Genomic DNA, 26,940 nt, shown 5'->3' with positions numbered 1-26,940 from the left:
TATATGAATATTATCAAAAAAATATTTTCTAAATCCCGTTCTCTAGAAGACGGGATTTTTTTTGACACTATTCAAAAAATAGTTGGTTTTCAGCCTGTTACAATCGATTTTTATAAGAAAGCGTTTACGCACAGATCTTCAAATAAATTAGACGAATCAGGAAATCCGATTAATTATGAACGTTTAGAATTTCTAGGAGATGCTATGTTAAGTGCCGTAATTGCAGCACATTTATTTAATAAAGCACCAAATGGAGATGAAGGATATTTGACAAAAATGCGTTCGAAAATCGTGAGCAGAGAACACTTGAATGAATTAGGTAAAGATCTGAATTTAGTACAATTTGTTGAAAGTAAAGTGCCTGTACAGCATTTTGGAGAGAACATTCACGGAAACATTTTTGAATCACTTGTTGGTGCCATATATTTGGATAAAGGATATTCGTATTGTGAAAGATTTATTCAAAAAAGAGTAATTACTCCTTATGTTGATATTGCTCGATTAGAAGGAAAAGTAATTAGTTATAAAAGCTTAGTTATTGAATGGTGTCAAAAAGAAAAGAGAATTTTTCATTATGACATTTTTGAAGATAATGGTATTGACGGACAACGCTTGTTTGGTGTCAAATTAAGCATTGATGATAAAGTAATCGCAAGAGCGCGAGCAACTTCAAAAAAGAAAGCAGAAGAGAAAGCTTCCCAAAGAGCTTATTTTGCATTTCAAGAAAAAATTGACAAGAAATGATTACAAAGTCGCTGTAGTTTTCTTAAAGCTAAATCGTTTTCGTTTATAAATTAACAAAAACAAGCGACTCATAAGTATAGATGCTCCGATAGAAGTAGTATATTTACAACTTGATTTTTCATGACATGGCTATTCATAGATTGGATTTAGACGAATTTGACGAAATTGATTATTATTTAATGGCTATTCATACTTCATTAGAAGATTATAGATTGGCTTATTTTATCAATAAAAACCTTCCGATTAACTTAAGTAAGAGCAAAAACGAGATCCATGCTCAAACTAAAGAAGGCGAGGCAAATTTTTCGAGATTTTATTATTATGATTCTGAAAAGGCTGTTTCATGGAATTTGATTCAGAATAAAAATGAGATCATTTCTGTGAGTACAAATGATTTCCAGAATTTGTTTTCTAATGAAACAAGTGAGGTTTCTACGACAATTCATTTACTTCCTGAATTCAAGAAAGTAGATTTTTTCCTGAAAATTGAAAACAGCGAGGAGGCTGTCGATTTTTCAGAAATTCAACAACATTTAAACTCAATAGAAAGTATTGCAGCAGTTTATGCTGTGGATACCAATAAAATAAAATCAAAAAACAATCTAATTTTTTAAAAAAAATGTTAACAAATAAGAAAACCAAAATTGTTGCTACACTTGGGCCTGCATGTAGTACAAGAGAGATTATCAAGGATATGATCGATGCAGGGGTTAATGTGTTTAGAATCAATTTTTCGCATGCTGATTACGAAGGAGTAAAAGAGAAAATTAATATTATTAGAGGACTTAACGAAGAGTTTGGTTATACTACAGCAATCCTTGGAGATTTGCAAGGGCCAAAACTTAGAGTTGGGGTTATGGAAGAAGGAACTGTTGTAAATGATGGTGATGAAATTACTTTTACAACGGCAGAAGATATTGTAGGAAATGCTCAAAAGGCATTCATGAAATATCAAAATTTTCCAAATGATGTAAATGTTGGTGAGCGTATTTTGCTTGACGATGGTAAACTTATTTTTGAAATTGTTTCTACAGATAAAAAAACAGAAGTAGTTGCTAAAGTAATTCAAGGTGGAGAATTAAAATCTAAAAAAGGGGTTAATCTTCCAAACACAAAAATTTCTTTACCAGCTTTAACTGAAAAAGATATCGCCGATGCGATTTTTGCAATTGAGCAAAAGGTAGATTGGATCGCACTTTCATTCGTGAAAACACCACGCGATTTACAAGATTTACAAGAATTAATCGCTAAACATTCAGACGTTAAAATTCCAATTATTGCTAAAATTGAAATGCCGGAAGCTCTTGAGAACATGGATAAAATTGTAGCATATTGCGATGGTTTAATGGTTGCACGTGGAGATTTAGGAGTTGAACTTCCTGCTCACGAAGTACCATTGGTTCAAAAAGATTTGATCCGCAGAGCTAAAACAGCTAGAATTCCTGTTATCGTTGCAACACAAATGATGGAAACAATGATTACAAGTTTAACACCAACAAGAGCAGAAGTAAATGACGTTGCTAACTCAGTAATGGATGGTGCAGATGCTGTAATGTTGTCTGGAGAAACCGCAACAGGGAATTATCCAGTTCAGGTAATTCAAAGAATGACTCAAATTTGTGAGGCAGTAGAAAATTCAGAACTTATTCACGTTCCACAAAATACACCTCAAATCAAAACAAAACGTTTCGTTACTAAAACAGTTTGTCATCAAGCGGCTTTATTAGCAAATGAAATTGAGGCAAAAGCAATTTGTACTTTAACAAATAGTGGTTATACAGCTTTCCAAATTTCGGCTTGGAGACCTTCAACTGCTCACATTTTAGTATTTACTTCAAACAGAAGAATCTTAACACAATTGAATTTATTGTGGGGAGTTAAATCATTCTTTTATGATAATGAAGAAAGCACAGATGATACTGTTACAGATGTAAATCAAATCGCTGTTGAAAAGGGATATGCTTCAAAAGGGGATTATTTGATTAATCTTGCTGCTATGCCAATTAAAGATAAAGGAATGGTTAACACCATGAGAGTTTCTGAAATCGAATAGTTTTTTAAAACATAATATATATTATAATTAAGCCATCATTTTGATGGCTTTTTTTTGGATAAAATTTTCTGATTCGAAGTTTTTTCTTTCATATTAATGTTGCAAAATCGACTACTTAAGCCAAAATTAGTTGCTTTTTTGGCAAAATCGACTTAGAATTTATAGTATTTCAAAGTTATTTAATCTAAAAAAGCATGAAATTTAGGCTCTTTTTTTTTAGACTGATTTAAAAAAACAACATTCTAACAGCTTCATTATGCACTTTTTTAGAAGTTGCAATCTATAATTTGAAACAAATAGTAGCAGATTAAAACAGTTTTGATGTTGCAAGTTATAAAATGAAACGAAGTAAAACCGTACAAACACAAACATCTCGTGTTTTATTGCATAAATTTGAAATGCTTAATAAAAAGTTAAAAAATTATTGTTGCAAATTCCCCCACTCGCAATAATTTAAAAAACTTGACTTAACTAGTAAACATATTTTTTTCTGATTAATTTTTATAAATAATTTTTGTACGAATTTATTTAATCTTCTTGACAAGCATAATTATTAACGAATTCAATTACCATGAAACAAATCAAGTTTAAAAGTCAATTTAAAAATGCAATGACATTGTTTGCATTTACATGCTTTGCAGCAGCTCAGATGAGTGCGCAAAGCAGTAAAAAGCCCAATATTTTAGTACTTTGGGGTGATGATATTGGGACTACCAATATTAGCGCCTATAGTGACGGATTGATGGGATATACTACGCCAAATATTGATCGTTTGGCAAATGAAGGAATACGTTTCTTGCATTATTACGGAGAACAAAGCTGTACTGCAGGACGTGCTGCTTTTTTAACAGGACAACACGGTCTTAGAACGGGACTTACAAAAGTAGGTTTTCCAGGTGCACCTATGGGTATGAGCCAGTTAGATCCATCAGTTGGAGGAATAATGAAACAGTTAGGATATGTAACAGGACAATTTGGGAAAAATCACGTAGGAGATCGTAATGAAAGTTTACCAACAGTAAATGGTTTCGATGAATTCTTTGGAAATCTGTATCACTTAAATGCTGAAGAAGAGCCAGAATTGCCTGATTATCCTAAAGATCCAGAATATTTGAAAAAATATGGTCCAAGAGGAGTTTTAAAATGTACAGCAACAAATGTTGATGATGCGACTACAGATCCTCGTTTTGGAAGAGTTGGAAAACAAAGAATTGAAGATACAGGACCTCTTACTAAAAAGAGAATGGAAACTGTTGACGATGAAACTTCTGCAGCAGCAATCGATTTTATTAAAAGACAAAATGCAGCAGGAAAGCCATTTTTCTGCTGGTTCAATGCTACTCGTATGCACCTTCGTACACACGTAAGAGCTGAACACAGAGGAAGATACACTCATGGAGATAGTGAATATATTGACGGTATGATCGAGCATGATGAAACTATCGGAAGTATCTTGAAAGCTTTAGATGATTTAGGGATTGCAGATAATACTATTGTAGTGTATTCAACAGATAACGGACCACATATGAACACATGGCCTGACGGAGCTATGACACCATTCCGTTCAGAAAAAAACACCAACTGGGAGGGAGCTTTCCGTGTACCATGTATTGTTCGCTGGCCAGGACACATTAAACCAGGTACAGTAACAACTGAGTTAATGAGCCATAACGACTGGATACCAACTTTTGCGTCAATAGCAGGAGAGCCAGATATCGTTAATAAACTTTTAAAAGGATATAGCGCAAACGGAAAAAACTATAAAGTACATTTAGATGGTTTTGATCAAAGTAAATTCTTAGAAGGTAAAACACCAAAAAGTGCAAGAGACAAATTCTTTTATACCGATGATGATGGTTTATTAGTAGGTTTGAGAGAAGGAGATTATAAATATGTTTTTGCAGAGCAGCGTTTAGGAGGTACAATGGGAGTTTGGGCAGAGCCTTTTACAAAGCTTAGATTGCAAAAGATATTCAACTTATATCAAGACCCTTTTGAAAGAGCAGATATAACGTCGAATACATTTTGGGATTGGCAAATGAATCATGTGCAGTTAATGTATGGCGCAATACAAGATGTAGTTGTATTCGCAGAAACGTTTAAAGAATATCCTCCAAGATCAATTCCGCCAAGTTTCTCTGCATATACGATTATGGAAGAGGCAATGAAAGATATTAAGGCTCAAAAATACATCGAGAAAAACGTTCTTCCTAAAGTAAAAGAAGAAGCGGAGACTACATCCAAAAAGAAAAAATAAAGTAATAATCTTAAGTAAAGCCTGAGTTATTCTAATAATTTGGGCTTTGCTATTTAATGACTCACATTATGTATAGGAAATTATATCTCGCAGCTCTATTTTTATTTTTGTTTGTTTCTTGTAAAAATAAATCAGAAGAAAATACAACTGCAAATCCAAAAGAGAGTACTGATATTATTGCAACTAGCGGTGATCCATTGCCAAGTTGGAACGACGGAACTTTGAAAAAAGACATTATTGCGTATGTTGAAAAAGTAACTAAAGAAGGAAGCCCAGACTTTATTCCGATAGAAAGTAGAATTGCCACATTTGATAACGACGGAACACTTTGGGCTGAAAAACCATATGTTCAGGAATTATTCGCTTTTTATCGTGTGAAAAAAATGGTTGAAGCTAATCCAGCTTTAGCACAAAAACAGCCTTTTAAGGCCGTAGTAGAAAAAGATAAAACTTTCTTCGAAAAAGGAGGAGATAAGGCTCTTATAGAGTTAGTTGCTGCAACTCATACAGGCATGACCGAAGATGAGTTTGAAGCATCAACAAAAGAGTTTTTTGCTGGTGCCCAATATCCTGGTAAAAATGTTCCGCTAAAACAAATCAGATACCAGCCTCAATTGGAGCTTTTGAATTATTTGCGTGCAAATGGTTTCAAAACTTTCATTGTAACTGGTGGAACGGTTGAAGTTGTTAGAGCAATATCTCAGGATTTTTATGGAATTCCAAAAGATCAAGTAGTTGGAACTTCTTTCAAATATAAATTTGATGATGCTAAAAATGCAGTTTTACGAGAACCAGCTTTAGATCATTTTAATGATAAAGAAGGAAAACCTGTCGGGATACAATTGCACATTGGTCAACGACCTGTTTTTGCCTGCGGAAATGAAGGCGGAGCTGGCGATCTTGCTATGCTTAGATATTCTTCAGGAAGTAAATATCCATCTTTTCAATTAATTGTAAACCATAATGATTCTATTAGAGAGTACAATTATCAGGAAAAAGATAATTTGTCATTAAATACCGCTGCAAAATATAAATATCATGTTATAAGCATGAAAGACGATTGGAAAAAAGTTTTTGCAGACAAATAAAATTGGTTTTGGTTGGTTTTTAAAGCGATACAGCTTTTAAATTTAAAAGCTGTATGCTTTGAATGATTAAAAATCTTTTTAAAAGAAATACCACTATGAAATCTATAATCTCAAAAAACACGACTAAAATAGTATTCGGTGCTATTTTTTTTCTTTCAACTTTAGCTGTATTTGCACAAGAAGAATCAAAAGCCGAATCAAGTGCTCAAGAACTTGCCGATAAAATGGCAAATCCTGTTGCGAGTTTAATTAGTGTTCCGCTGCAAAATAATCTTACTTATGGGATTGGTCCTTATAACGGATCAAAATATCAAATCAATATACAGCCTGTTGTTCCTTTTAAATTAAGTGAGAATCTTAATTTAATTACCCGTTATATTCTTCCTGTTGTAGATCAGCAAGATGTTACGGGAGAAAATACACATGAATTCGGTTTAAGCGATGCAACTGTAACAGCCTTTTTTGCTCCTAAAACTAAAGGAATTATCTTAGGAGTTGGTCCTGCTTTTTTAGTACCAACTGCCACCGAAAAATTTCTAGGAACAGAAAAATTCGGAATTGGACCGAGCGTTTTAGTAATGCATCAAGGAAAGGGACTTTCTATAGGTTTTTTAGCCAATCAAATTTGGTCTGTAGCAGGAAATGCGGATAGAGCAGATTTCAATCAGTTTTACACACAAATATTTCTAACACACAGTTATAAAAGTGGTGCCAGTTTAGGTTTTACTTCAGAAATTACGCAAAATTGGCAAGGAAATACAACTCTTATTACAGTAAGTCCAAATGTTGGTGCGATTACCAAATTAGGAGGTCAGACCATGCAATTTGCTGTTATGCCTTTAATACCAATTGTCGGCCATTCGGCGATAAGACCAGATTGGGGACTTAGAGCAGTGGTAGCATTTATATTTCCGGGATCTTAAATTTTTTGGTTTTTATTTTTGATTCCTATTTGAATTGAATTTTTATTTATTGTGAGATGTAATAATAAAACTTTGGGATAATCAATACAGATGTGCTTGTATTGAAGTAAAATTTAAATTGTTTTTATGACCGAAAAAGCAGAAGATAACAACGAGAATTTATTTGATCCTTTGGCATCAAAAGCAGAACGCTACGATAAGGGAACGGCGATCAGAAAAGATGTGTCTCGTTCTTCTCATCAAGAATGGTCAGCTTCCGAAGATCGAGAAGATCCTATTGCAATTTTAATAAAAACCAGTATTGGTCGAATTGAAGATTTGCTGCCTATTCGATATCGAAGAATGATTGAATCTCCTTTTGCATTTTATAGAGGTGCGGCCGCAATTATGGCCGCAGATTTAGTTAATACTCCAAGTACAGGAATACATTTACAGCTTTGCGGCGATTGTCATTTAATGAATTTTGGCGGTTTTGCAACTCCAGAACGTAAGTTGGTTTTTGATATTAATGATTTTGATGAAACTTTTCCAGGACCTTGGGAATGGGATGTAAAAAGACTCGCGGCAAGTTTTGCTATAGCAGGAAAATGGAGAAAGTTCTCAAATAAAACCAGTAAAGAATTTGCTTGGCATGTTGCCGACAGTTATAAAAGACATATGCTTGAATACAGTAAATTATCGGCACTTCAAATTTGGTATGCCGATATTGATTTGGCAGAACTTATTGAATTAGGAAAAGATGAAGAACTAAAAGAGTTTCAGCAAAAACGAATAAAAAAAGCAGCTGAATCTACAGCGCATGAAAAAGAGTTTGCAAAAATGACTTATCTAGATGGGGTTAGAGCAAAAATAAAAGATGATCCGCCATTAATTTATCATCCGTCAGGAACAGATCAAAACTATACTTTAAGAGAAGCTAAATTAATTCATAAACGATATGTAGAATCGCTTCCTGAAGATAAACAGATTTTATTAAGCCGATATACAATACATGACTTTGCTATAAAAGTGGTAGGTGTGGGAAGTGTTGGAACACTTTGCGGAATCAGTTTATTAATGTCCGCAACTGGTGAACCTATTTTTTTACAGTTTAAAGAAGCCAGACAAAGTGTTTTGGAGCCCAATGTAAAAATTAAAGGAAAATACAAGCATCAAGGAGAACGAATTGTAATGGGACAAAAGTTAATGCAGTCGGCTTCGGATATGTTTTTAGGATGGACAAATGATGATAGAGGCAGGTTTTTTTATATCCGTCAGCTTCGAGATGCTAAAATAAAACCTGTTATCGAAATAATGAAAGCAGAAAACATGGCTGATTATGCAAAAGCCTGCGGGTGGGCGCTTGCAAGAGCTCATGCGAGATCAGGAGATCCGTCAATATTGTCGGGATATATAGGAAACAACGATGAATTTGCGAATGCGATTGCAAAATTTTCGATCGCATATGCCCATCAAAACGAATTGGATTATAATAAATTGGTTGAAGCAGTAAAAGAAGGAAGATTGCCTATTTCGGCAGAAATATAATTTTCGTTAATTAAATAATTGTAAGTATGAGTAAAAAAATTATGTTTTTAATCGGTTTTGCTATTATAACAATTACAACGCAAAGCCAGACAACAAGAATTGATTCTGCGGCAGTTTATATTTTGCATAGAACCACAGAATCATTGCAATACATAAAATCATGCAGTTTTAGGTCGATAATGACTTATGATATTTCTAACGAAAGTCTGGGATTAATTAAGCATTCGATAAATGAAAAAGTTTCGATCAAATTTCCAGATAAAATGAAAATTACTTCAACTGGAGATAAAGGAAACAGAAGTTTATGGTATGATGGCAAGAGCTTATATTATTATTCTTTTGATAATAATACCTATGCAACTGCAGCAGCACCAAAATCTGTTATAGAAACGATTGATGAAACCAGTAAAAAATTTGGAATTGAATTTCCTGCTGCCGATTTTTTCTACGAAACATTCTTAGAGGACCTTAAAGCAGAAAAAGGAAATCTAATTTATTTAGGCAAAACTATTATTGATGACAAAGAGTGTTTTCATATTGCAGGTACAGATAAAAACAAAAGCTTTCAATTCTGGATTGGAAGCGATGATTTTTTCCTGCCTGTAAAAATGGTAATAGTTTATATTAATGACAAAGACAAGCCTCAATACGAAGCGGTATATAAGGATTGGGTTGTAAATCCAGATTTTCCTGATTATATGTTTGAGTTTGCAGTTCCGCCAAAGGCAGTAAAAGTTCCCCTTAAGGAAAGAGAGACGAAAAAATAATCATCTAAAATTCTATCATTATGAAATTAGATTTACTAAAACATATAAAAGTATTTGTTGCTGTTGTAGTATTTGTAATAATGCTGATTGTTCCAGAATCTGCAAATGCACAGCGATTTGGTCATTTTACACCTCACGCAGTGATGCCTAGACCCATGCCGATACATCCGCCATCACCACGGCCAATTCCTCCCACACCGAGGCCAATACCTCCAGGGCCGCGTCCAATACCTCCCGGACCACGACCAATACCTCCGCATCCTTATCCTAGACCATTGCCTCCGCCGCCGTTTCACCCTTATCCAGTGCCATATCCTTACATCTATCATCCGTTTGTTCCTTACTATTGGGGGCCAACATGGTATCCGATTGGTTTTTTTGCAGCCACATTAACAACAGCGGCAATTGTGATTTCGGTTGAGGATAATCAATACAATTATGATGATGGAGTTTATTATGTAAAAGATTCAGGCGGTTACAAAGTCGTTCCAGCGCCGTTGGGAGCAACTATTTCTGAATTGCCGAAAGGCTATGTAATTATTAATGTGTCTGGTGTTGACTATTATTACTATGGAGGAACTTATTATACTAAAGACACTTCAAAATATAAAGTAGTAAATGCGCCGGTAGGAGCTATAGTTACACATTTGCCAGAAGGATCTGAAGAGAAAACAATAGACGGGCAAAAATATATGATTTATAATAATGTTTACTATCAGCCAATTTCAAAAGACGGCCAAGATAGTTATGTAGTCGTACAAGGTAAATAGAAAAGGTTCAATTGCTAATTTAAGTTGTATTAGAAAATGAATGTTTGGTAAAAATAAGTAAGAATATTTTGCAAACAATTATGTTAAATTAAATAAAATAATTTATCTTTGAGAGTGTAAAAATAAGCTGTTTACGAAAAGTTAACATTGGTAACATACAGTTTAAGAGTTATATAGACGTTCATTCTCAGATTTTTCGGAATTTTAATAATTTGAAGTTAAACTAATTTAATCATTAATTTAAATACCACACTATGAATATTAAAAGAACAAATCTTCGCATAATCCCAATGATAGTATTGGGCTTACTTTATAGCTGCTCCCCAACAGTAAAAGTTACAACCGATTATGATCACGCTGCAAATTTTAGTGAATATAAAACTTTTGCAGTTTATGATTTAAAAACACAACAAGGTCAAGTAAACCAACTAAATATTGACCGAGTTACGAAAGCAATTCGTGCTGAAATGATCTCAAAAGGATTTACTGAAAGTTCAAATCCTGACTTAAAAGTAAATGCTGTTTCAATCTTAAAAAATAAAACCTCAGTTTCTGCTAACACAGATTTTTATGGATATGGCGGAATGTATCGTCCATACGGATATTGGGGAGGCGGTGCAATGATGGGCGGCGCAAACACAACATTTAATAGTTATGATTATGTTGACGGCTCATTAGTCATTGATATAGTTTCTACAAAAACAGACAAACTGGTTTGGCAAGGTATCGGAAATGCCGAAATAGATAATAAACCAGATAACCCAGAAGAATTTATTAATAGTTCTATTAAAAAAATATTAGCAGGATTTCCTCCCGGCTTAGCAAAAAAATAGCTTTAAAATTTATTTTTTATAACAGCTGTACTTTTCGTTTAGGACAAGTACAGCTGTTATGAAAATGTAAACCGTAACCCTTTTTTAAGTATTTAGATACTCAAGAAAAAAGGAAGATATTCATTATATTAAGCTTAAAGCGTATGGCCGATATAGTACTTTCAATTTTCTTTTTTATAGCAGCAATTGTTGGTTTTGCGACCTCTTTTATGGTTCTGTTTTCAAAGAAAAACTACTCAAAAAGTTTTTTCTTAGGATTGTTTTTGTTTAGCCTGACTGTTGTCAGTATTTACAACTTTTATTTATCGGCAAATATTTTTAAAGCCTTTCCAGATTTATTTATGATTACAAAATCATTTATTTTTCTGGCTGCTCCCAGTGCATTTTTATACGTTAGAAGTATATTGTTTCCAGAGATTGTTTTTAAAAAATTTGACTGGCTGCATTTTGTGCCATTTGTTGTTTACTTTTTGCTGACAGTTTTAGTATGGATAGGAAATTATAGTGATAGTAATTTTATTGTTTATGTTTCTGCCAAAGTCAACAGTCCTTTCTCAATCCTGAGTTTAGGCACTTGGTTGATGTATGCTTTTTGTCAGACCATGATGATTTTAAATTATGATTTAGAAAAATTTAAAGGCAATCATCTTCATAAAATAAAGACCTTAAAATGGATCAGAATTTATAATTTGATGATCTTGTTTTTATTCTCGACTCTTTTTGTGCATTTCTTTTTGATTAACAAGGCAGGTACTGTCGATTTTTCCTGCTGTGTTTTAATTTCATTGGTTCTTATTTTTACTGTTGGGTGGCTTTATTTTACACCTCATATTTTTTATGATAAAAATACAGCTGATACTCTTGATTTTGTTGAGGACAGTCTAATTACTGTTGCATCTCGAGAAGTAAAAAACACATTGCCTATTGTAAAAGAGTTAACACCAGAAAAAAAACAAATCTATATAACTAAATTAGAAAGCATATTTGATTCAAAAAAACTCTTTTTAGAAAAAAGATCTAGTGATTCGTGATGTAGCTGATGAAACAGGAATTTCAGTTAACAATCTTTCTAATTTAATTAATTCAGAATTTAATCTTCATTTTCAAGACTACATTAATTTAAAAAGAATTGAGTTTTTTAAAGAAAAAATCAATGACTCTGACTGGAAGGGTTTATCATTAGAAGGAATGGCATGGGCTTCAGGATTTAAATCCCGAACAACTTGTTTTAGAGCTTTTATTAAACATACCGGAAAATCTCCTTCAGAATATTTTAGAGTTATTAGAATTAGCCCTGAAAAGTCACCTTCCTATTTTTTAAAACAGTCTCCAAACTAAAAAGAATTATCTGCCTAGATTGAATTTGAAGTAGTACTAAATTTAAATTAAGAGATTATGACAACGAAATTTAATAGTTACAGACAAATAAAATCGACACTGACATTACTTCTTTTATTTGTTTGTTTTTTAGGACATTCGCAATTAAAAGGCGGGCACATACTAGGATCATCAGGATTACAATCTGGAACTCAGGCGCCAGCCAATAATTTGAGTTTGTATGTGCCGGGGTATTTTTATGAAGCAGGTTCTTTACGGAATTCTGATGGAGATAAATCAATTGCAAATCCAGATATCAATATGTTTATTACAGGTGTCGGAGCTAATTATGTAAGTGATTTCAAAATTTTAGGAGCTAATTACGGAGCAACAATCTTATTAGCTTTTGCGTCAAACACTATTCAAGGCAGTTATGTCGATTCAAAAAGCCCTTTTGCTTTTACAGATATGCTTGTGCAACCAATTCAATTAGGATGGCATAATAAAAGAGCAGATTTTGTTTTTAGTTATCAATTATATCTTCCAACAGGAAAATATGAACTTGGAGCGAGCGATAATAGCGGACTTGGAATGTTTATGAATGAACTTTCGGCAGGAACAACTTTGTTTTTTAATGATAAAAAAACGTTTCATTTTTCAGCTTTAGCGGCTTACGAAATGAATGGTAAAAAGAAAGACACTAATGTAAAAACGGGAGATATTTTAAGTATTGAAGGCGGTTTAGGCAAAACATTTTATATGATGAATACAGAAAAAACGGCTCCCAAAGGAATACTTAATGCGGGATTAATTTATTATTTACAGTATAAAGTGTCACATGACGAAATTCCAGCTGGAACTTTAGTGCTTGAACCAAGCAAAGACAGAGTTGGAGCAATAGGTGCCGAGGTGAATTACTTTCATATTGGTTGTAAAACAACAGCAGGATTACGCTGGGTTTCAGAGATTGGTGCTGTAAACAGATTTCAAGGAAATACCTTTTTTCTAACATTGGCTCATGTCTTCAGTTTTGCAAAAGAATAGTTTAAGAAACTAATTGCAGGTTAAATGGTTGATGCTTATTTATAAAATAAATCTTAAATTAATTTAAATGAAAAAAAACTATTCAGATCCCGCGATAAAAAACAGAGTTTTTTTTCAGAAATTAATTTTCATTTTTACATTTTGCCTTTTTTCGTGTCATACAATTATGGGACAAAAACAGCATATAAGTGTAAAAGATTCTCTAGATGGAGCTTTTGATTTAAGTGATTATATAATTTACGCACACGGTTTTATTGTGGTACCAACCGTTATTACCGAACCCGCTTTGGGCGGAATAGGAGGAGCACTAGTGCCAATTTTTCTTAAAAAACGCCCTCCGGTAATTGATGAAAATGGTAAAAAGAGATTTATAAATCCTGATATAACAGGAGGTATTGGTATGTATACTGGAAATAAAAGCTGGATGGCAGGAGCTTTTCGTTCAGCAACTTTAGTTAAACCTAGAATATTATACCGCGTTATGGCGGGTTACGGCGATATGAATTTATCATTTTATGAAAACAATCTGCCAAACGGAAGCGATCAGGAATTCAAACTCAATTTCAGATCCACTATTTTTTATACACAATGGCTAAAGCAATTTAAAAATGCTAAGTGGAGTGCTGGTCCGCAGTATCTTTTTTTAAACTCTAAAATAAATTTACCAGACATAAATATTCCCCCGCCATTTGTTCAGCCCGGAGATATTAAAAGCACAGTAAGTCAGCTTGGAGCGGCCATTCAGTTTGATGGACGTGATAATATATTTACACCAGATAAAGGGATAAGACTGCAGTCAGACTTTTTTTGGTCAGATGATGCAATAGGCAGTGATTATGATGCTTGGCGCGTTAATTTATCGGCAATAGGTTATTATCCTTTAACTAAAAAATTAATTGGCGGGCTTAGGATAGAAGGAGAGCAGGCGTTTGGAAGTCCGCCTTTTTATCTTCGTCCCGGTATTAATTTAAGAGGAATTCCTGCCGCTCGATATCAAGGCAAAACCAGTATTGTAACCGAAGGAGAATTACGATGGGATTTGTACCGAAGATGGAGTTTAATGGGATTTGGCGGCGTAGCCAGCGCATTTAATGATTGGGATAAAGCTTTTGCTAAACCAGTAGTGTATAGTTACGGAACAGGATTTAGATATTTGATAGCCAGAAAGTTTAAGCTCAGAATGGGAGTTGATGTGGCAAGAGGTCCAGAAGATTGGGCCTACTATATTGTTTTTGGCAGTAATTGGTTAAGATAAAAATATATGTAAGAAGTTACTTTTTAAAAATTTAAGACAAAAGCCTCTATAGACATCTCTATAGAGGCTTTTTGTAATAAATACTTTGATAATAAGAGATATTAAGAAAAAATTAACAGTTGTGTTTCGCACAAATACTTTAATATTTAATTGTTTTGTAACAAAAATATAATACAGGCTACTAATTAGTCAACTATTTAAATCATTGATTATGTATAAAATTACGATGAAATCAGTTTTCGTTGCATCAGCATTTTTGGTTGGTGTGAGCAGCTGTTTTGCACAAGACATTTTGGTAAATTCATTAAAGCTGAATGCAAGTGATAAAAGTAAAGAGAACTTTAAATTCACTGAAGTAATTAACTTAGGTACAACTTCTGTAAAATCTCAAGGATCATCTGGAACTTGCTGGAGTTACTCAACAAACTCATTCTTAGAATCAGAAATGATTCGTTTAGGAAAACAACCAGTAGAGTTGTCACAAATTTTTTCTGCAAGAAATGTTTACGTAGAAAAAGGAGTGAATTATGTTCGTATGCATGGAGCGATTTCTTTAGGTGATGGTGGTGCTTTGCACGATGTAATCAATATGTACAAAAAATACGGAACTGTTCCTAGAGAAGTTTATACAGGATTAAACTACGGTACAGACAAAAATAAATTTGGTGAAATGGGAGCTTTAATCGAAGCAGTTCTTGCAGCGGTAGTTAAAAACCCAAATGGTGAATTAACACCAAACTGGCAAAAAGCGTATGCAGCTGTTATTGATTCTTATTTAGGAAAAGTGCCAGATAATTTTAATTATAAAGGAAAAAATTATACACCACAATCTTTCGCTAAAGAAGTAGTTGGAATTAATCCAGATGAATATATCGAAATGTCATCATTTACAACATCTCCATATTACCAAAAAACTACTATGATGGTGCCAGACAACTGGTCATTAGATCAGGTTTACAACGTAAAAGTAAATGATATGACAGATGTAATTGATAATGCCTTGAAAAAAGGATATACAGTTGCATGGGCGACAGATGTGAGCGAGAAAAGTTTCAGCTGGAAAAATGGTGTAGCTTACGTTGCAACAAAGAAATTTGATGACATGACAGCCGAAGAGAAAGCAGATATGTTTAACGGACCAAAAGCAGAACCGGAAATCACTCCAGAAATGCGTCAAACAGCGTTTGATAACTACACAACTACAGACGACCACGGAATGCACATTATTGGTCTTGCAAAAGATCAAACAGGAAAAGAATATTATATCGTAAAAAATTCTTGGGGAGAAACAAACGACTACAAAGGTTTCTTGTTTGTAACTAAGAATTTCGTAAAATATAAAACTACTGCCTTAATGGTAAATAAAGGTGGAATCCCAACTGACATTGCTAAGAAATTAGGGGTGTAAGTTTAATTCAAACTTTTGAAAAATAAGAAAGCGCTGCAATAGAATTTGCAGCGCTTTTTTTGTACTATTTTGTTGCTGCTTTTGGGCGTAATTCTGCATTTGAACGTTTTTTGACGTAGTTTGTAGTTATAATAAAGTAAAAAGATTGTAATGCGGTACCTTTATATAGTATTACGACCCTTTTAATCAAAATCAATTCATCATGAAAACAAATACAGTACTTTTTAGAGTAATTGTATGCGTTTTTTCTTTTAGTTGTTACGCTCAGTCTATAGAGCAGACTATTGCTCATGCTGGAACTGGAAAAACGCAGTCAAAAGTTGATAGCAAATCAAATGAAGATCTTGTTATTGATTCTTATTTGGTTGTCGAAGTAATAAATATGCCGTTTGGAAAAAGAACAACTAAATATGAAGTCTCAAAGCTTGATATGGTATATACAAACGATCTAGGGCCAAATAACACAAGAACTGTTACTCCAATATACAAAAAGGCAAAAGTTAGAAAAACAGAGATGATTTTGCCTTCGAAAGCTATTGTTGATACGATGTCGCAAAAAATTAAACCAATAAAAGTTGAGGTAATTACGCCAGCGTACACAGAGAACTCGGCAAACATAAATATTTTAAACACTTATGCCCATGTTTTAGATAAAGGATACAAATCTGTAGATATGCTTAAAAAAGTGGCTGATAAGTTTTATTTTGAAGATAATTACGAAGAAGCAGCTAAGTACTATTCTAAGCTCATTGATCTTGAGGCAAATTTAGAGGCAGTATTTTATTTTAGATATGCCCAGTCTTTAAAAGCAATAAGTGAAATAGAAAAAGCTGAAGAAATGATGAAGTTGTTTGAAAGCAAAAACGGAAACAGTGAACTAGCTAAAAAATAAAGCATAAAGTATTAAAACAAAAAAAAGACGATCAATTTGATCGTCTTTTTTTTAAGCTCCCCCTCTTGGGCTCGAACCAAGGACCCTCTGATTAACAGTCAGATGCTCTAACCAACTGAGCTAAGGAGGAATCACCTTAAAGGTAAATATGTTTGCTAAAAAAAGTTGCTCCCCCTCTTGGGCTCGAACCAAGGACCCTCTGATTAACAGTCAGATGCTCTAACCAACTGAGCTAAGGAGGAAGTTGTTGCTCTTTTTAGCGAGTGCAAATATAATCGATTTTTTAGTTTCTCAAAAATATTTTAACTCTTTTTCTCAATTTTTTTTTCTACTTCATAATTGCCTTGTAAATATCGTTTCCGTTTGCGAACAAAAGCAACGCTATAAGTAGTACGAAGCCAACCATTTGGGCGTTTTCAAGGAATTTATCACTCGGTTTTTTACCACTAATCATTTCGTATAATAAAAACATCACATGACCGCCATCAAGTGCCGGAATTGGCAATAAATTCATTACTCCAAGCATAATTGACAATAAAGCTGTGATTGACCAGAACGTTTCCCAGCTCCAATAACTTGGAAAAATGTTATAAATAGCCGCAAAACCACCTACTTGTTTGTAAGCTTTTGTTTCAGGATTAAAAATCATCTTCAATTGTTTTCCGTAACCTACTAATTGATCTTTTCCTTTTTCAATCCCTACAGGAATAGATTCTAAGAAACCATATTCTTTTGTACTTACTTTATAATATCCAAGTTTTTCCAATGATTTCATGTCTAAACCGCCAACCAATACGTCTAATGTTCCTTTGTCTGAAACTTTAACACTAATAGGTGTTTCTTTTAAATCTCTTAAAACAACAGCAGGAATTGTTTTTCCTTTATTTACTTCTAAAATTGCTTTTACTTCATCAAAATATTTAATTTTTTGTCCGTTAAGAGAAAGAAATAAATCTTTTGGTTTTAAATTTTGGTTAGCAGAATCCTCAGTTACTTTTCCTACTGCAAAAGGTCTTCTTATATCAACAAGGAATCCTTTTTCTGTTTTAGAAAGCTGATCTACAAAATCAGTAGGCATTGTAATTGTTTGTTGTTTTCCGTCTCTTTCAATCAAGATATGTTTTGCCATGATAATATTCATGTTCATATCCTTGTCAAAATTCTCAACAGTTTTTCCATCAATAGAAATAATTTTGTCACCAGTTTTAAAACCAGCTTTAATCATTGCAGGATTTTCAACTGCCACACCATCTTTTAAGTCTGCATTAGCAATATAAGTATCCCCATAAGCAAAAGCCATTCCTATATAGATGATAAATGCCAAGATAAAGTTTACGGTAACACCGCCAAGCATAATAATCAAACGCTGCCAAGCCGGTTTAGAACGAAATTCCCAAGGCTGTGGAGGCAAAGCCATTTGTTCCTTGTCCATACTTTCGTCGATCATACCAGAGATTTTTACGTAACCTCCAAGCGGTAACCATCCGATTCCGTATTCAGTTTCGCCAATTTTCTTTTTTAAAAGCGAATATTTAACATCAAAAAATAAGTAAAATTTTTCGACTCTTGTTTTAAACAATTTTGCAGGGATAAAATGCCCTAATTCATGAAGAATAATAAGTAAAGATAAACTCAATAGAAATTGAGAGAGTTTGATAACTATATCCATTTTTTATTTTTAGTTCGTATTTAACGCACAAAAGTAGCGTTTTCTATTTTAATTTAAGACCGCAAGATAACGTTTAAGGTTTTAAATGTTTGTTAATAAATGTTCTTCTTTTAAATTAACCAGAACTTATATGATGTCTTTATAATTAGTATATCATTCGACAACAATGTTACAAATGTCTTATTATGATACTTAAAAAACTTTTACTGGCTAGATATTGTTTTTTTTCAACATATCTTCATTTTTCTTTAAGAATTGAGTTGATTGATGTTGTATGATAAAAAAGAATCTCATATTCTTATGAAAATAGTTGATTTATTATTTTTTACACAGAGCATTATGAATTTTATTAAACAAATTGAAAGGATTAAAAAGATACATCGATTAATTTGTTCTGAAAAAACAGGTACTCCAAGTGTTTTTGCCAGAAAGTTAAGTTTAAGCAGGAGCCAGCTTTATAATGAACTAGATGTAATAAAAGAACTGGATGGTCCCATAAGATATTGTAAAAAACGACAGAGTTTTTATTATGAAACGTCTTTCGAGTTATTATTAAACTACTCGCTTAAAATCATTACAAATGATGAATCAAGAGAGATTTTTGGAGGTTCTAACTTCCGTCCAATTTTATTAGACGGAACTATGATAAGTTTGCTATAACGAAAACGTTCTCGAGAAAATGATTTTGTTAAAATTATTTACTAACATTTTAAATTTTATAATTTATGGAACTAACATTAACAAGTTTAGAGAATTATGGTTTAGTTGAACTAAACGCTAGGGAAATGCAAGATATAGAGGGAGGAATTGCTCCTTTATTAGTTTATGGTGCAGCATGGTGTGTAGGTTTTGCTGTAGGTTGTGCAATTGTGTATTGTTACTCTTAATAACTAAAAAAAATGAAAATGATAAATTTAATAGAACTAAATGTTACTCCATTATCATTCGAAGAAATGATTGATATTGATGGAGGTATCTTGATTGGGCTTGTTATTGTATGTTTTGCGGCAGGCATGGCATGCGCCTTATTGCTTTAATTAAGTAGGTGGTATCTTTTGATGCCACCTTAAAATAACTTTTATATTTATGTACTACTTACAATTTAGTTTAAGGTTTGGGGAAAATAATATTTTGCAAAAAATAATATTTAATGATTCCATTGTGCTCATATTTTTAGAAAATAAAAAGAGTATTTACATAAAAAAGTTTGATAAAATTTATTCAATAAATTCAGAAACATTTCATTTATCACCAATGGATTTTTCTCAATTACAAAAACAAAATGAAATTATTTCAAAAAAAATTGGTTTTTTTCACAAAGATGAAGAGATAAATCCTGAAAATATTTTTGAATTTAAGTCAATTCTTTATAATTACTTTAATGAAGATAATACGTTTAATTGCAAAATAAAAACGATCTACAATACAGATTTTAGCCATACAGCTTATATTGACTATTTTAATTTTAATATGAAGAATCAGTAATGAATATCTCATTAGGCGAAAATGAAATTTTAGCCTATAATAAAACGGAAATATATTTTAACTTGACGCATCAAACTGTTGAAACAGAACTAATATCCATTGAAAAAATTGAAATTCCACAAGAGTTGTTAGAAATTGAGAATTATAAAATAATTGAAAATGGATGAAATCTCTATTGATTCAAAAAAAGTACAATTTTTAGGAGTAATAATAAGCATTCCTATTATTGTAGTCTTTTTATTGATTTTGTATTTTTCATGGAATGAGAATTTTGGTGAGAATTTTAAAAATATAAAAGCATTATTTCAGATTTCTGACAACAAAAAAATCAATACTTTTTTAGTTCTAATAATACCTAATGTAATTATTTTCATTGCGATAATTTTGCATGAGCTTATACACGGTTTTTTCATGGCACTTTTTTCAAAAAAAGGATGGGAATCGGTAAAATTTGGGTTTATAAAAAAGTATTTAATGCCTTTTGCAAATTGCATAGAACCTTTGTCGTCAAAAAAAATGCTGATTGTTGCACTTGCCCCTTTTTTTATATTAGGTTTATTGCCTTCAATCTATGGGTTTCTTTATAATAATTTATTTTTTCTATTTATTGGGTTTTCAATGACTTTAGGCGCTATTGGAGATTTTATTTATTCCTATCTAATATTTAAAGTAGGTTTAAATCATAATCTTTTAGATCACAAAAGTAAAGTAGGTTTTATAATTGTTGATCAAAACATATAAAATGATAAAGCAACAAAATAGAATATCTATTCATCAGGGAAGTAAAGAACAAGCAATGATTCTAAAAGCTTTACTTGAAAGTTTCTCTATAATGGTTTTTGAAGATTCATCATTAATGTCTGTTTTTAATCCTTGGGGAGTTTTGGTTGGAGATGTTAATTCCGTAAAACTAAGGGTCAAAGAAGAAGATTATAATGAAGCAAAAAAAATAATCGATGATTTTAATATTGGTCTTTACTCTTTATCTAAATGAACGCTTAGCTCAAATTAAAAGACATCAAAATAATTCAATCTCTTTATGGATTCTAAATCATTAAAAGTTATAAGATTAATAATGTTCATAGCTATAATGTTTTATTTATTGGGCTATTTAGTTGGTTATCTTCTTAAATAATTACATTTTATCTTAAATAATGAATTTCAGCTCAGACCCCATAAACACACTCGAAAATCTTATTACAAAAAACAAAACAAAAAGTTTTTCAATCTATTTGATTATAATTATTGGCATTCTAATTTTTTTTGGATTATTGCCTATAATTAAAGTTGACATCAGCAGTCAAAGTCGTGGCATAATTCGCAGTAAAGCGGATAATGTTCCTGTTACAACAATTGTAAACGGAAGAGTAAATTGGATAACTTTAAAAAATAATGTTTTTGTAAAAAAGGGCGACACACTTTTAAGAATATCCAAAGAAAATTTAGAAAGCGACAAAAGAACCCAGGATATATTATCAAATTCTACTTCTTCCTTGCTAGAGGATATTTCAAATCTTTTACAAAATAAAACTTCGCAATTGCAGACTTCTACAGCACGTGAAGATTTATTCAAATTTCAATCGGGAAAAAACGAACTGAAAAGTAAAATTTCGCAAGCGCAAATCAATTATGATCGCAATAAAATTCTTTATGATAAAGATATTATTGCTAAGGCAGATTTTGAAAAACTTGAATATGAGTTACGCTTAACTAAACAAGCGTTACAAAGTTTTATAAGTCAACAAAAATCAACATGGGAAAATCAAAAAAGAGATTTAGAAGATCGTTTGAAGAACCTTAACGGTACAGTTGCTAAAATAAATGTAGAATCCAATAATTATGTTGTTCTGGCTCCAATTTCTGGAACTATAGAAAACTTTTCAGGAATTCAAAAAGGCTCTTTTATAAATGCTTCGCAATCTATCGCAAACATTTCTTCGGCAGATCATCTTATTGTTGAAAGTAATGTCTCTCCAAATGATATTGGTTTGATAAAGAAAAACCAAAAAGTAAAATTTCAGTTAGATGCTTTCAATTATAATCAATGGGGATTGCTAGAAGGAAAAGTTATCGATATTGATCATAATATTACGATGCAGGGTGATCAGGCATTTTTTAAAGTCCGTTGCACTCTGGATTCACAAACTTTACAATTAAAATCAGGTTATAAAACTGATGTTTCAAAAGGCATGACCTTGACAACAAGATATATAATTACCCATAGAAGTTTATTCGATTTGTTATTTGATAAAATCGATAATTGGTTGAACCCAAAACAAATATCAAATACAAAATAATATGGCTTCAATAAAAATTAAACAACATGATATTCAAGATTGTGGTGCTGCTTGTCTGGCATCTATTGGAAACCATTACAAAGTTAATCTGCCTATAGCCAGAATACGTCAATATGCTAACACAGATAAACGAGGTACAAATGTGCTGGGGATAATTGAAGCAGCAGAGAAAATGGGTTTTACAGCAAAAGGAGTGAAAGGCGGTTTAGATTCATTAGGTAAAATTCCGCTTCCTGCTATTGCTCATATTATTACAAAAGAACAATTGCATCATTATGTAGTTATTTATAAAGTAGATAAATCTAAAATCACGGTCATGGATCCGGGTTTTGGCAAAATAGAAGTTTATAGTTTTGAAGAGTTTCAGAAAATATGGTCAGGCGTATTAATTCTGTTTGCTCCAAATGATGATTTTAAAGCAGTAAATGAAAAAACTTCGTCTATAAAACGGTTTTGGAATTTAATTCAGCCGCATAAAACTATTTTAATTCAGGCTTTAGTTGGAGCCATAGTATTTACAGTTTTAGGGTTGGCAATGTCTATTTATATTCAAAAAATTACAGATTACGTATTGGTTGACGGCAATAGAAAATTACTTAATTTACTAAGTATTTCTATGATCGTAATTATCCTGCTGCAAGCTTATATTGGTTCAAAGAAAAGCATTTTTGTAATGAAAACGGGACAGTTAATCGATGCCAGATTAATCTTGGGTTATTATAAACATTTACTGCATTTGCCTCAGCGATTTTTTGATACTATGCAAATAGGAGAAATCACATCTCGAATAAATGATGCTGTAAAAATTCGATCCTTTATAAATGAAACTGCAATTGAAATGATTGTAAATGTCTTTATTGTAATTTTTTCATTTGCATTGATGTTTACGTATTATTGGAAATTAGCTTTGGTCATTATTCTTGTCATTCCATTTTATGCTATAATTTATTTTTTCCTAAATAAATTCAACAAAAAAGTCGAGCGAAACATTATGGAAAACGCTGCTGAATTGCAAACTCAGTTAGTCGAAAGTATTACACATGTTCGAACTGTAAAGGAATTTGGAATAGAAGGATTTTCCAATCTAAAAACTGAAAATAAATTTGTAAAACTTTTGTTTACAACATATAAATCAGGTTTGAATGTTGTTTTTGCTACAAGTTCAACACAATTTTTGGCTTCTGCATTTACAATAGTTTTAATGTGGATAGGTTCTGGTTATGTAATTGACAGGGCTATTACTCCGGGGGAATTATTTTCATTTTATGCTTTAATAGGATATTTTACCTCGCCGGTGGCTTCATTAATTGGGATGAATAAAACGGCACAAAATGCATTAATTGCAGCAGACAGGCTTTTTGAAATTATGGACTTGGAAAGGGAGGAAACCGAAAATAAAATAGAACTGCAAAAGGAGAGTTTGGGAGATATAAAATTTGAAAACGTTTCTTTTCGTTATGGTTCCCGTGCAGAGGTTTTTAAAAATTTCAATGCAGTATTCAAAAAGAATGAAACAACCGCTATAGTTGGCGAAAGCGGTAGTGGTAAAACAACATTAATTTCATTACTTCAAAATCTTTATCCGATAAAAGAAGGGAAAATCTGCATTGGAAGTTTTGATACACAATTTATTCATTATCAAAGTTTACGAAAAATGGTTGGCGTTATTCCGCAACAACTGAATTTATTTTCGGGAAATATTATTGAAAATATTGCTTTAGGAGATTCTTTTCCAAATGTTCAAAGGATTTTAGAATTATCGAAACAATTAGGCATTACCGATTTTGTTGAAAAACTGCCAAATGGTTTTGAAACACAAATTGGTGAAAATGGCGCAATGCTTTCTGGAGGACAAAAACAACGAATTGCAATTGCTAGAGCATTGTATAAAAATCCAGAAATTTTATTAATGGATGAAGCAACATCATCATTAGACACTAACTCAGAAAAAATTGTAAAAGATACAATTGACAGCTTCAAAGAACAAGGGAAAACTATAATTGTTATCGCACATCGTTTAAGTACAATTGCAAATGCTGATACAATACTAGTAATGAAAGAAGGGACTATAGTTGAATCTGGAAATCATTTAGATTTATTAGAAAAAAAATCGGAATATTATAATCTTTGGAGAAAACAGAATCTGCTTTAAATGTTTGTTAATAAACAAACATTTCAATTTCTCATTTTAACAAGATGCCGTAACTTTACGTTTTATGATGCTGTCATTTTAATTGGTAGCACAAAACCATTAAAAGTTACAAATATGGCATCACAATTATTTTCTCCTTTAACTATTAAAAGTATAACCTTAAAAAACAGAATTGCGATTTCGCCAATGTGCCAGTATTCTGCTGTTGATGGGTTTGCAAACGATTGGCATTTGGTTCATTTAGGAAGTCGTGCCAGCGGAGGCGCCGGATTAATTATTCAGGAAGCTACAGCAGTTTCGCCAGAAGCTAGAATTTCTCCTGCCGATCTTGGAATTTGGAAAGAGGAACATATTGGCAAACTAAAGCAAATTACCGAATTTATTACTTCTCAAAATTCGGTTCCAGGAATTCAATTGGCGCATGCAGGACGAAAAGCAAGTGTTTCGGCTCCGTGGCTTGGGAATAAAAAATTAAATTTAGATCAAGACGGATGGCAGACTGTTGCACCAAGTGCAATTCCGTATCATGATAACGAACCATTTCTTCCAGAAGCTTTAGACCAAAACGGAATTCAAAAAATAATTACCGATTTTAAGACAGCAACAAGAAGAGTAGTTGAAGCTGGATATAAAGTTTTAGAAATTCATGCAGCACACGGATATTTACTGCATCAGTTTTTATCGCCTTTAACAAATAGTAGAACTGATGAATATGGTGGAAGTTTTGAAAATAGAATCCGTTTTACGCTTGAAATTTTAGAAGCTGTTCAAACTGAATGGCCAAAAGATTTTCCTTTAATCGTTAGAATTTCAGCAACAGATTGGGCAGGTGGAGGTTGGAATGTTGAAGAGTCTATAAAACTTTCAAAAATTTTAAAAGAGAAAGGAGTAGATTTAATCGATGTTTCATCGGGAGGATTGGTTTCACATCAAAAAATTCCAGTTGGTCCAGGTTATCAAGTTCATTTTGCTGAAAAAGTTAAAAAAGAAGCAAGCATCCTTACAGGTGCTGTAGGCTTAATTACTGAAGCAAAACAAGCCGAAGAAATTCTTAATAAAAATCAAGCCGATTTAATTTTGTTTGCCAGAGCATCATTAAGAAATCCTAACTTGCCTTTAGATTTCGCTGCAGCATTAAACGACGATATTCATTGGCCAAAACAATACGAACGAGCTAAACTATAAATTTATTTAGCCACAGATTGAAAGGATTTTTTTGAGTTTTTTTGCAACGACTCGAGCAATAGCGAACAGGCGAAGCAATTTCACGAATTTGCACAAATCGGTGCGTTTAAAAGCTTAAAATAATTCGTTTAAATTCGCGAAATTAGTGGCAAAAGAAAAATCCTTTTAATCACATTAATCGGTGACAAAAAACTAAAACAACATGCAAAAAATTAAAACAGCACTATTATCATACGGAATGTCAGGGAAGGTTTTTCACGCCCCATTTTTAGATATTCACCCCGGTTTTGAATTATTGGGATCTTGGGAAAGAAGTAAAAAACTCATTCAGGCAGATTATTCTGAAGTAAAAAGTTATCCTTCAATCGAGGATTTGTTAGCAGATGATGTCGATTTGGTAATTGTAAACACACCTGTTGGAACTCATTACGAGTATGCAAAAAAAGTACTTTTAGCGGGCAAACATGCAGTCGTAGAAAAAGCATTTACGACAACTGTAGCCGAAGCCGAAGAACTTGCTGCACTTGCAAAAGAAAAAGGATTAAAACTAGCCGTTTTTCAAAACAGAAGATGGGACAGCGATTTTAAAACCGTTCAAAAAATAATCCATGACGGTGTTTTAGGAGATTTGGTAGAAGCCGAAATTCATTTTGATAGATACAATCCTTTATTAAGCCCCAAAGCGCATAAAGAAACTGCCAATGGCGGTGCTGGAGTTCTAAAAGATTTAGGCCCTCATATTATAGATCAAGCTGTTTGTTTATTTGGTTCTCCAAAGTCGGTTTTTGGAGATATTAGAATTACAAGAGAGAATTCTTTAGTAGACGACTGGATTGATTTATTATTGATTTATGAAGATTTTAGAGTGCGTTTAAAAGCAGGATTTTTTGTTAGAGAAGCTAATCCAGCATATACAATTCATGGCAAAAAAGGGAGTTTTTTAAAACCTCGCGGCGATGTTCAGGAAGATGAATTAAAAATTGGCAAGAAGCCGAATTTAGAAACATGGGGAACTGAATCTGAAGATTTACAAGGAATACTTCATACTGAAATTAACGGAAAAGTAATTCGAGAAAAAGTATCCACTCTTCAAGGAAATTATTTCTCTTTTTTCGATGGTGTTTTTAATTCAATATCAAATGATACAATAGAGCCTGTTACAGCACAAGACGGTGTAAAAGTAATGCAGATTATCGAAGCAGCAATTGCAAGTAATGCCGAGAGAAAAGCGATTAACTTATAAGATTTGATGCATTCAATATGGTTCTTTGAGT

The 26,940-nt window shown here is 32.5% G+C and carries 28 protein-coding genes and 2 tRNA genes; 27 read left to right on the top strand and 3 right to left on the bottom strand.

The window, feature by feature from the left end; genetic code table 11:
• The first annotated feature begins 3 nt into the window (after positions 1–3).
• From rnc to BOW55_RS06595, 16 genes are all read left to right on the top strand, one after another.
• Entirely contained in the window at positions 4–744 is a 741-nt protein-coding gene (rnc, locus tag BOW55_RS06665) for a ribonuclease III (RefSeq protein ID WP_089053624.1), read from the top strand.
• Between the two features lie 125 nt (positions 745–869).
• On the top strand, positions 870–1,358 hold the full coding sequence (locus BOW55_RS06660) for an IPExxxVDY family protein (RefSeq protein WP_089053625.1): 489 nt from the start codon (positions 870–872) through the stop codon (positions 1,356–1,358).
• A gap of 5 nt (positions 1,359–1,363) precedes the next feature.
• Entirely contained in the window at positions 1,364–2,797 is a 1,434-nt protein-coding gene (pyk, locus tag BOW55_RS06655; protein WP_129023502.1) for a pyruvate kinase, read from the top strand.
• Positions 2,798–3,368: 571 nt separating this feature from the next.
• The gene (locus tag BOW55_RS06650; protein WP_129023501.1) at positions 3,369–5,054 is read left to right on the top strand and encodes an arylsulfatase; all 1,686 of its coding nucleotides are present in this window, start codon (positions 3,369–3,371) and stop codon (positions 5,052–5,054) included.
• A gap of 68 nt (positions 5,055–5,122) precedes the next feature.
• The gene (locus BOW55_RS06645) at positions 5,123–6,142 is read left to right on the top strand and encodes an HAD family phosphatase (protein ID WP_129023500.1); all 1,020 of its coding nucleotides are present in this window, start codon (positions 5,123–5,125) and stop codon (positions 6,140–6,142) included.
• A 95-nt stretch (positions 6,143–6,237) separates the two neighbouring features.
• Positions 6,238–7,065, top strand: coding sequence for a hypothetical protein (locus tag BOW55_RS06640; RefSeq protein ID WP_129023499.1), 828 nt, complete (start codon positions 6,238–6,240; stop codon positions 7,063–7,065).
• A gap of 126 nt (positions 7,066–7,191) precedes the next feature.
• A complete protein-coding gene (locus BOW55_RS06635; protein ID WP_129023498.1) occupies positions 7,192–8,592 on the top strand; it encodes a DUF2252 domain-containing protein in 1,401 nt (466 codons plus the stop codon).
• Between the two features lie 26 nt (positions 8,593–8,618).
• The gene (locus BOW55_RS06630; RefSeq protein ID WP_129023497.1) at positions 8,619–9,359 is read left to right on the top strand and encodes a DUF2092 domain-containing protein; all 741 of its coding nucleotides are present in this window, start codon (positions 8,619–8,621) and stop codon (positions 9,357–9,359) included.
• 20 nt (positions 9,360–9,379) lie between these two features.
• A complete protein-coding gene (locus BOW55_RS06625; RefSeq protein ID WP_129023496.1) occupies positions 9,380–10,129 on the top strand; it encodes a DUF6515 family protein in 750 nt (249 codons plus the stop codon).
• A gap of 254 nt (positions 10,130–10,383) precedes the next feature.
• Positions 10,384–10,962, top strand: coding sequence for a DUF4136 domain-containing protein (locus tag BOW55_RS06620; RefSeq protein ID WP_089053634.1), 579 nt, complete (start codon positions 10,384–10,386; stop codon positions 10,960–10,962).
• Positions 10,963–11,105: 143 nt separating this feature from the next.
• Entirely contained in the window at positions 11,106–11,993 is an 888-nt protein-coding gene (locus BOW55_RS06615) for an AraC family transcriptional regulator (protein WP_241686498.1), read from the top strand.
• The gene (locus tag BOW55_RS21275; protein WP_241686497.1) at positions 11,983–12,300 is read left to right on the top strand and encodes an AraC family transcriptional regulator; all 318 of its coding nucleotides are present in this window, start codon (positions 11,983–11,985) and stop codon (positions 12,298–12,300) included. Before BOW55_RS06615 ends, BOW55_RS21275 begins: the two co-directional genes overlap by 11 nt.
• A 57-nt stretch (positions 12,301–12,357) precedes the next feature.
• Positions 12,358–13,323 carry a transporter gene (locus BOW55_RS06610; protein WP_129023495.1) on the top strand — a complete coding sequence of 322 codons (966 nt, stop codon included), beginning with the start codon at positions 12,358–12,360 and terminating at the stop codon, positions 13,321–13,323.
• A 67-nt stretch (positions 13,324–13,390) separates the two neighbouring features.
• A complete protein-coding gene (locus BOW55_RS06605; RefSeq protein WP_129023494.1) occupies positions 13,391–14,578 on the top strand; it encodes a BamA/TamA family outer membrane protein in 1,188 nt (395 codons plus the stop codon).
• A 211-nt stretch (positions 14,579–14,789) separates the two neighbouring features.
• A complete protein-coding gene (locus BOW55_RS06600) occupies positions 14,790–15,986 on the top strand; it encodes an aminopeptidase C (protein WP_089053638.1) in 1,197 nt (398 codons plus the stop codon).
• A 202-nt stretch (positions 15,987–16,188) separates the two neighbouring features.
• Positions 16,189–16,878: a tol-pal system YbgF family protein gene (locus tag BOW55_RS06595; protein WP_129023493.1), complete on the top strand. Its 690-nt coding sequence runs from the start codon at positions 16,189–16,191 to the stop codon at positions 16,876–16,878.
• Between the two features lie 56 nt (positions 16,879–16,934).
• Here the strand turns inward: BOW55_RS06595 and BOW55_RS06590 are convergent.
• The 3 genes from BOW55_RS06590 to rseP all read right to left on the bottom strand — a co-directional run bounded on the left by BOW55_RS06590 (position 16,935) and on the right by rseP (position 18,547).
• Positions 16,935–17,008 (bottom strand) — tRNA-Asn (locus tag BOW55_RS06590).
• Between the two features lie 38 nt (positions 17,009–17,046).
• Positions 17,047–17,120: transfer RNA gene (locus BOW55_RS06585), tRNA-Asn, on the bottom strand.
• An 86-nt stretch (positions 17,121–17,206) separates the two neighbouring features.
• Positions 17,207–18,547, bottom strand: coding sequence for an RIP metalloprotease RseP (gene rseP, locus BOW55_RS06580; protein WP_129023492.1), 1,341 nt, complete (start codon positions 18,545–18,547; stop codon positions 17,207–17,209).
• 339 nt (positions 18,548–18,886) lie between these two features.
• On the opposite strand from rseP, the gene BOW55_RS06575 reads away from it, so the two are divergent.
• The 11 genes from BOW55_RS06575 to BOW55_RS06535 all read left to right on the top strand — a co-directional run bounded on the left by BOW55_RS06575 (position 18,887) and on the right by BOW55_RS06535 (position 26,909).
• On the top strand, positions 18,887–19,207 hold the full coding sequence (locus BOW55_RS06575; protein ID WP_129023491.1) for a hypothetical protein: 321 nt from the start codon (positions 18,887–18,889) through the stop codon (positions 19,205–19,207).
• 65 nt (positions 19,208–19,272) lie between these two features.
• Positions 19,273–19,434, top strand: a complete 162-nt coding sequence (locus tag BOW55_RS06570; protein ID WP_129023490.1) for a class IIb bacteriocin, lactobin A/cerein 7B family — start codon at positions 19,273–19,275, stop codon at positions 19,432–19,434.
• A gap of 18 nt (positions 19,435–19,452) precedes the next feature.
• The gene (locus tag BOW55_RS21535) at positions 19,453–19,584 is read left to right on the top strand and encodes a hypothetical protein (protein WP_256371691.1); all 132 of its coding nucleotides are present in this window, start codon (positions 19,453–19,455) and stop codon (positions 19,582–19,584) included.
• Between the two features lie 49 nt (positions 19,585–19,633).
• Entirely contained in the window at positions 19,634–20,032 is a 399-nt protein-coding gene (locus BOW55_RS06565; RefSeq protein ID WP_129023489.1) for a hypothetical protein, read from the top strand.
• Entirely contained in the window at positions 20,032–20,199 is a 168-nt protein-coding gene (locus tag BOW55_RS20785; protein ID WP_164975009.1) for a hypothetical protein, read from the top strand. Before BOW55_RS06565 ends, BOW55_RS20785 begins: the two co-directional genes overlap by 1 nt.
• A complete protein-coding gene (locus BOW55_RS06560; protein WP_129023488.1) occupies positions 20,192–20,773 on the top strand; it encodes a DUF3267 domain-containing protein in 582 nt (193 codons plus the stop codon). Before BOW55_RS20785 ends, BOW55_RS06560 begins: the two co-directional genes overlap by 8 nt.
• Before the next feature lies 1 nt (position 20,774).
• Complete coding sequence (locus BOW55_RS06555) at positions 20,775–21,026, top strand: hypothetical protein (RefSeq protein ID WP_129023487.1); 252 nt, start codon at positions 20,775–20,777, stop codon at positions 21,024–21,026.
• Positions 21,027–21,186: 160 nt separating this feature from the next.
• On the top strand, positions 21,187–22,329 hold the full coding sequence (locus BOW55_RS06550; RefSeq protein WP_129023486.1) for an HlyD family secretion protein: 1,143 nt from the start codon (positions 21,187–21,189) through the stop codon (positions 22,327–22,329).
• Position 22,330: 1 nt separating this feature from the next.
• On the top strand, positions 22,331–24,481 hold the full coding sequence (locus BOW55_RS06545) for a peptidase domain-containing ABC transporter (protein WP_129023485.1): 2,151 nt from the start codon (positions 22,331–22,333) through the stop codon (positions 24,479–24,481).
• A gap of 114 nt (positions 24,482–24,595) precedes the next feature.
• Positions 24,596–25,666, top strand: coding sequence for an NADH:flavin oxidoreductase/NADH oxidase (locus BOW55_RS06540; RefSeq protein WP_129023484.1), 1,071 nt, complete (start codon positions 24,596–24,598; stop codon positions 25,664–25,666).
• Between the two features lie 202 nt (positions 25,667–25,868).
• On the top strand, positions 25,869–26,909 hold the full coding sequence (locus tag BOW55_RS06535) for a Gfo/Idh/MocA family oxidoreductase (RefSeq protein WP_129023483.1): 1,041 nt from the start codon (positions 25,869–25,871) through the stop codon (positions 26,907–26,909).
• The last annotated feature ends 31 nt before the right edge of the window (positions 26,910–26,940 follow it).

It is taken from the genome of Flavobacterium sp. YO12, assembly GCF_004119495.1.
Lineage (GTDB): Bacteria > Bacteroidota > Bacteroidia > Flavobacteriales > Flavobacteriaceae > Flavobacterium.
This window is presented reverse-complemented; position numbering and strand designations above follow the sequence as displayed.

Excerpts from the sequence above, each read along its gene's own strand:
- rnc (WP_089053624.1), top strand. The coding sequence starts at position 4 with ATGAATATTATCAAAAAAATATTTTCTAAATCCCGTTCTCTAGAAGAC.
- BOW55_RS06660 (WP_089053625.1), top strand. The coding sequence starts at position 870 with ATGGCTATTCATAGATTGGATTTAGACGAATTTGACGAAATTGATTAT.
- pyk (WP_129023502.1), top strand. The coding sequence starts at position 1,364 with ATGTTAACAAATAAGAAAACCAAAATTGTTGCTACACTTGGGCCTGCA.
- BOW55_RS06650 (WP_129023501.1), top strand. The coding sequence starts at position 3,369 with ATGAAACAAATCAAGTTTAAAAGTCAATTTAAAAATGCAATGACATTG.
- BOW55_RS06645 (WP_129023500.1), top strand. The coding sequence starts at position 5,123 with ATGTATAGGAAATTATATCTCGCAGCTCTATTTTTATTTTTGTTTGTT.
- BOW55_RS06640 (WP_129023499.1), top strand. The coding sequence starts at position 6,238 with ATGAAATCTATAATCTCAAAAAACACGACTAAAATAGTATTCGGTGCT.
- BOW55_RS06635 (WP_129023498.1), top strand. The coding sequence starts at position 7,192 with ATGACCGAAAAAGCAGAAGATAACAACGAGAATTTATTTGATCCTTTG.
- BOW55_RS06630 (WP_129023497.1), top strand. The coding sequence starts at position 8,619 with ATGAGTAAAAAAATTATGTTTTTAATCGGTTTTGCTATTATAACAATT.
- BOW55_RS06625 (WP_129023496.1), top strand. The coding sequence starts at position 9,380 with ATGAAATTAGATTTACTAAAACATATAAAAGTATTTGTTGCTGTTGTA.
- BOW55_RS06620 (WP_089053634.1), top strand. The coding sequence starts at position 10,384 with ATGAATATTAAAAGAACAAATCTTCGCATAATCCCAATGATAGTATTG.
- BOW55_RS06615 (WP_241686498.1), top strand. The coding sequence starts at position 11,106 with ATGGCCGATATAGTACTTTCAATTTTCTTTTTTATAGCAGCAATTGTT.
- BOW55_RS06610 (WP_129023495.1), top strand. The coding sequence starts at position 12,358 with ATGACAACGAAATTTAATAGTTACAGACAAATAAAATCGACACTGACA.
- BOW55_RS06605 (WP_129023494.1), top strand. The coding sequence starts at position 13,391 with ATGAAAAAAAACTATTCAGATCCCGCGATAAAAAACAGAGTTTTTTTT.
- BOW55_RS06600 (WP_089053638.1), top strand. The coding sequence starts at position 14,790 with ATGTATAAAATTACGATGAAATCAGTTTTCGTTGCATCAGCATTTTTG.
- BOW55_RS06595 (WP_129023493.1), top strand. The coding sequence starts at position 16,189 with ATGAAAACAAATACAGTACTTTTTAGAGTAATTGTATGCGTTTTTTCT.
- rseP (WP_129023492.1), bottom strand. The coding sequence starts at position 18,547 with ATGGATATAGTTATCAAACTCTCTCAATTTCTATTGAGTTTATCTTTA.
- BOW55_RS06575 (WP_129023491.1), top strand. The coding sequence starts at position 18,887 with ATGAATTTTATTAAACAAATTGAAAGGATTAAAAAGATACATCGATTA.
- BOW55_RS06570 (WP_129023490.1), top strand. The coding sequence starts at position 19,273 with ATGGAACTAACATTAACAAGTTTAGAGAATTATGGTTTAGTTGAACTA.
- BOW55_RS21535 (WP_256371691.1), top strand. The coding sequence starts at position 19,453 with ATGATAAATTTAATAGAACTAAATGTTACTCCATTATCATTCGAAGAA.
- BOW55_RS06565 (WP_129023489.1), top strand. The coding sequence starts at position 19,634 with ATGTACTACTTACAATTTAGTTTAAGGTTTGGGGAAAATAATATTTTG.
- BOW55_RS20785 (WP_164975009.1), top strand. The coding sequence starts at position 20,032 with ATGAATATCTCATTAGGCGAAAATGAAATTTTAGCCTATAATAAAACG.
- BOW55_RS06560 (WP_129023488.1), top strand. The coding sequence starts at position 20,192 with ATGGATGAAATCTCTATTGATTCAAAAAAAGTACAATTTTTAGGAGTA.
- BOW55_RS06555 (WP_129023487.1), top strand. The coding sequence starts at position 20,775 with ATGATAAAGCAACAAAATAGAATATCTATTCATCAGGGAAGTAAAGAA.
- BOW55_RS06550 (WP_129023486.1), top strand. The coding sequence starts at position 21,187 with ATGAATTTCAGCTCAGACCCCATAAACACACTCGAAAATCTTATTACA.
- BOW55_RS06545 (WP_129023485.1), top strand. The coding sequence starts at position 22,331 with ATGGCTTCAATAAAAATTAAACAACATGATATTCAAGATTGTGGTGCT.
- BOW55_RS06540 (WP_129023484.1), top strand. The coding sequence starts at position 24,596 with ATGGCATCACAATTATTTTCTCCTTTAACTATTAAAAGTATAACCTTA.
- BOW55_RS06535 (WP_129023483.1), top strand. The coding sequence starts at position 25,869 with ATGCAAAAAATTAAAACAGCACTATTATCATACGGAATGTCAGGGAAG.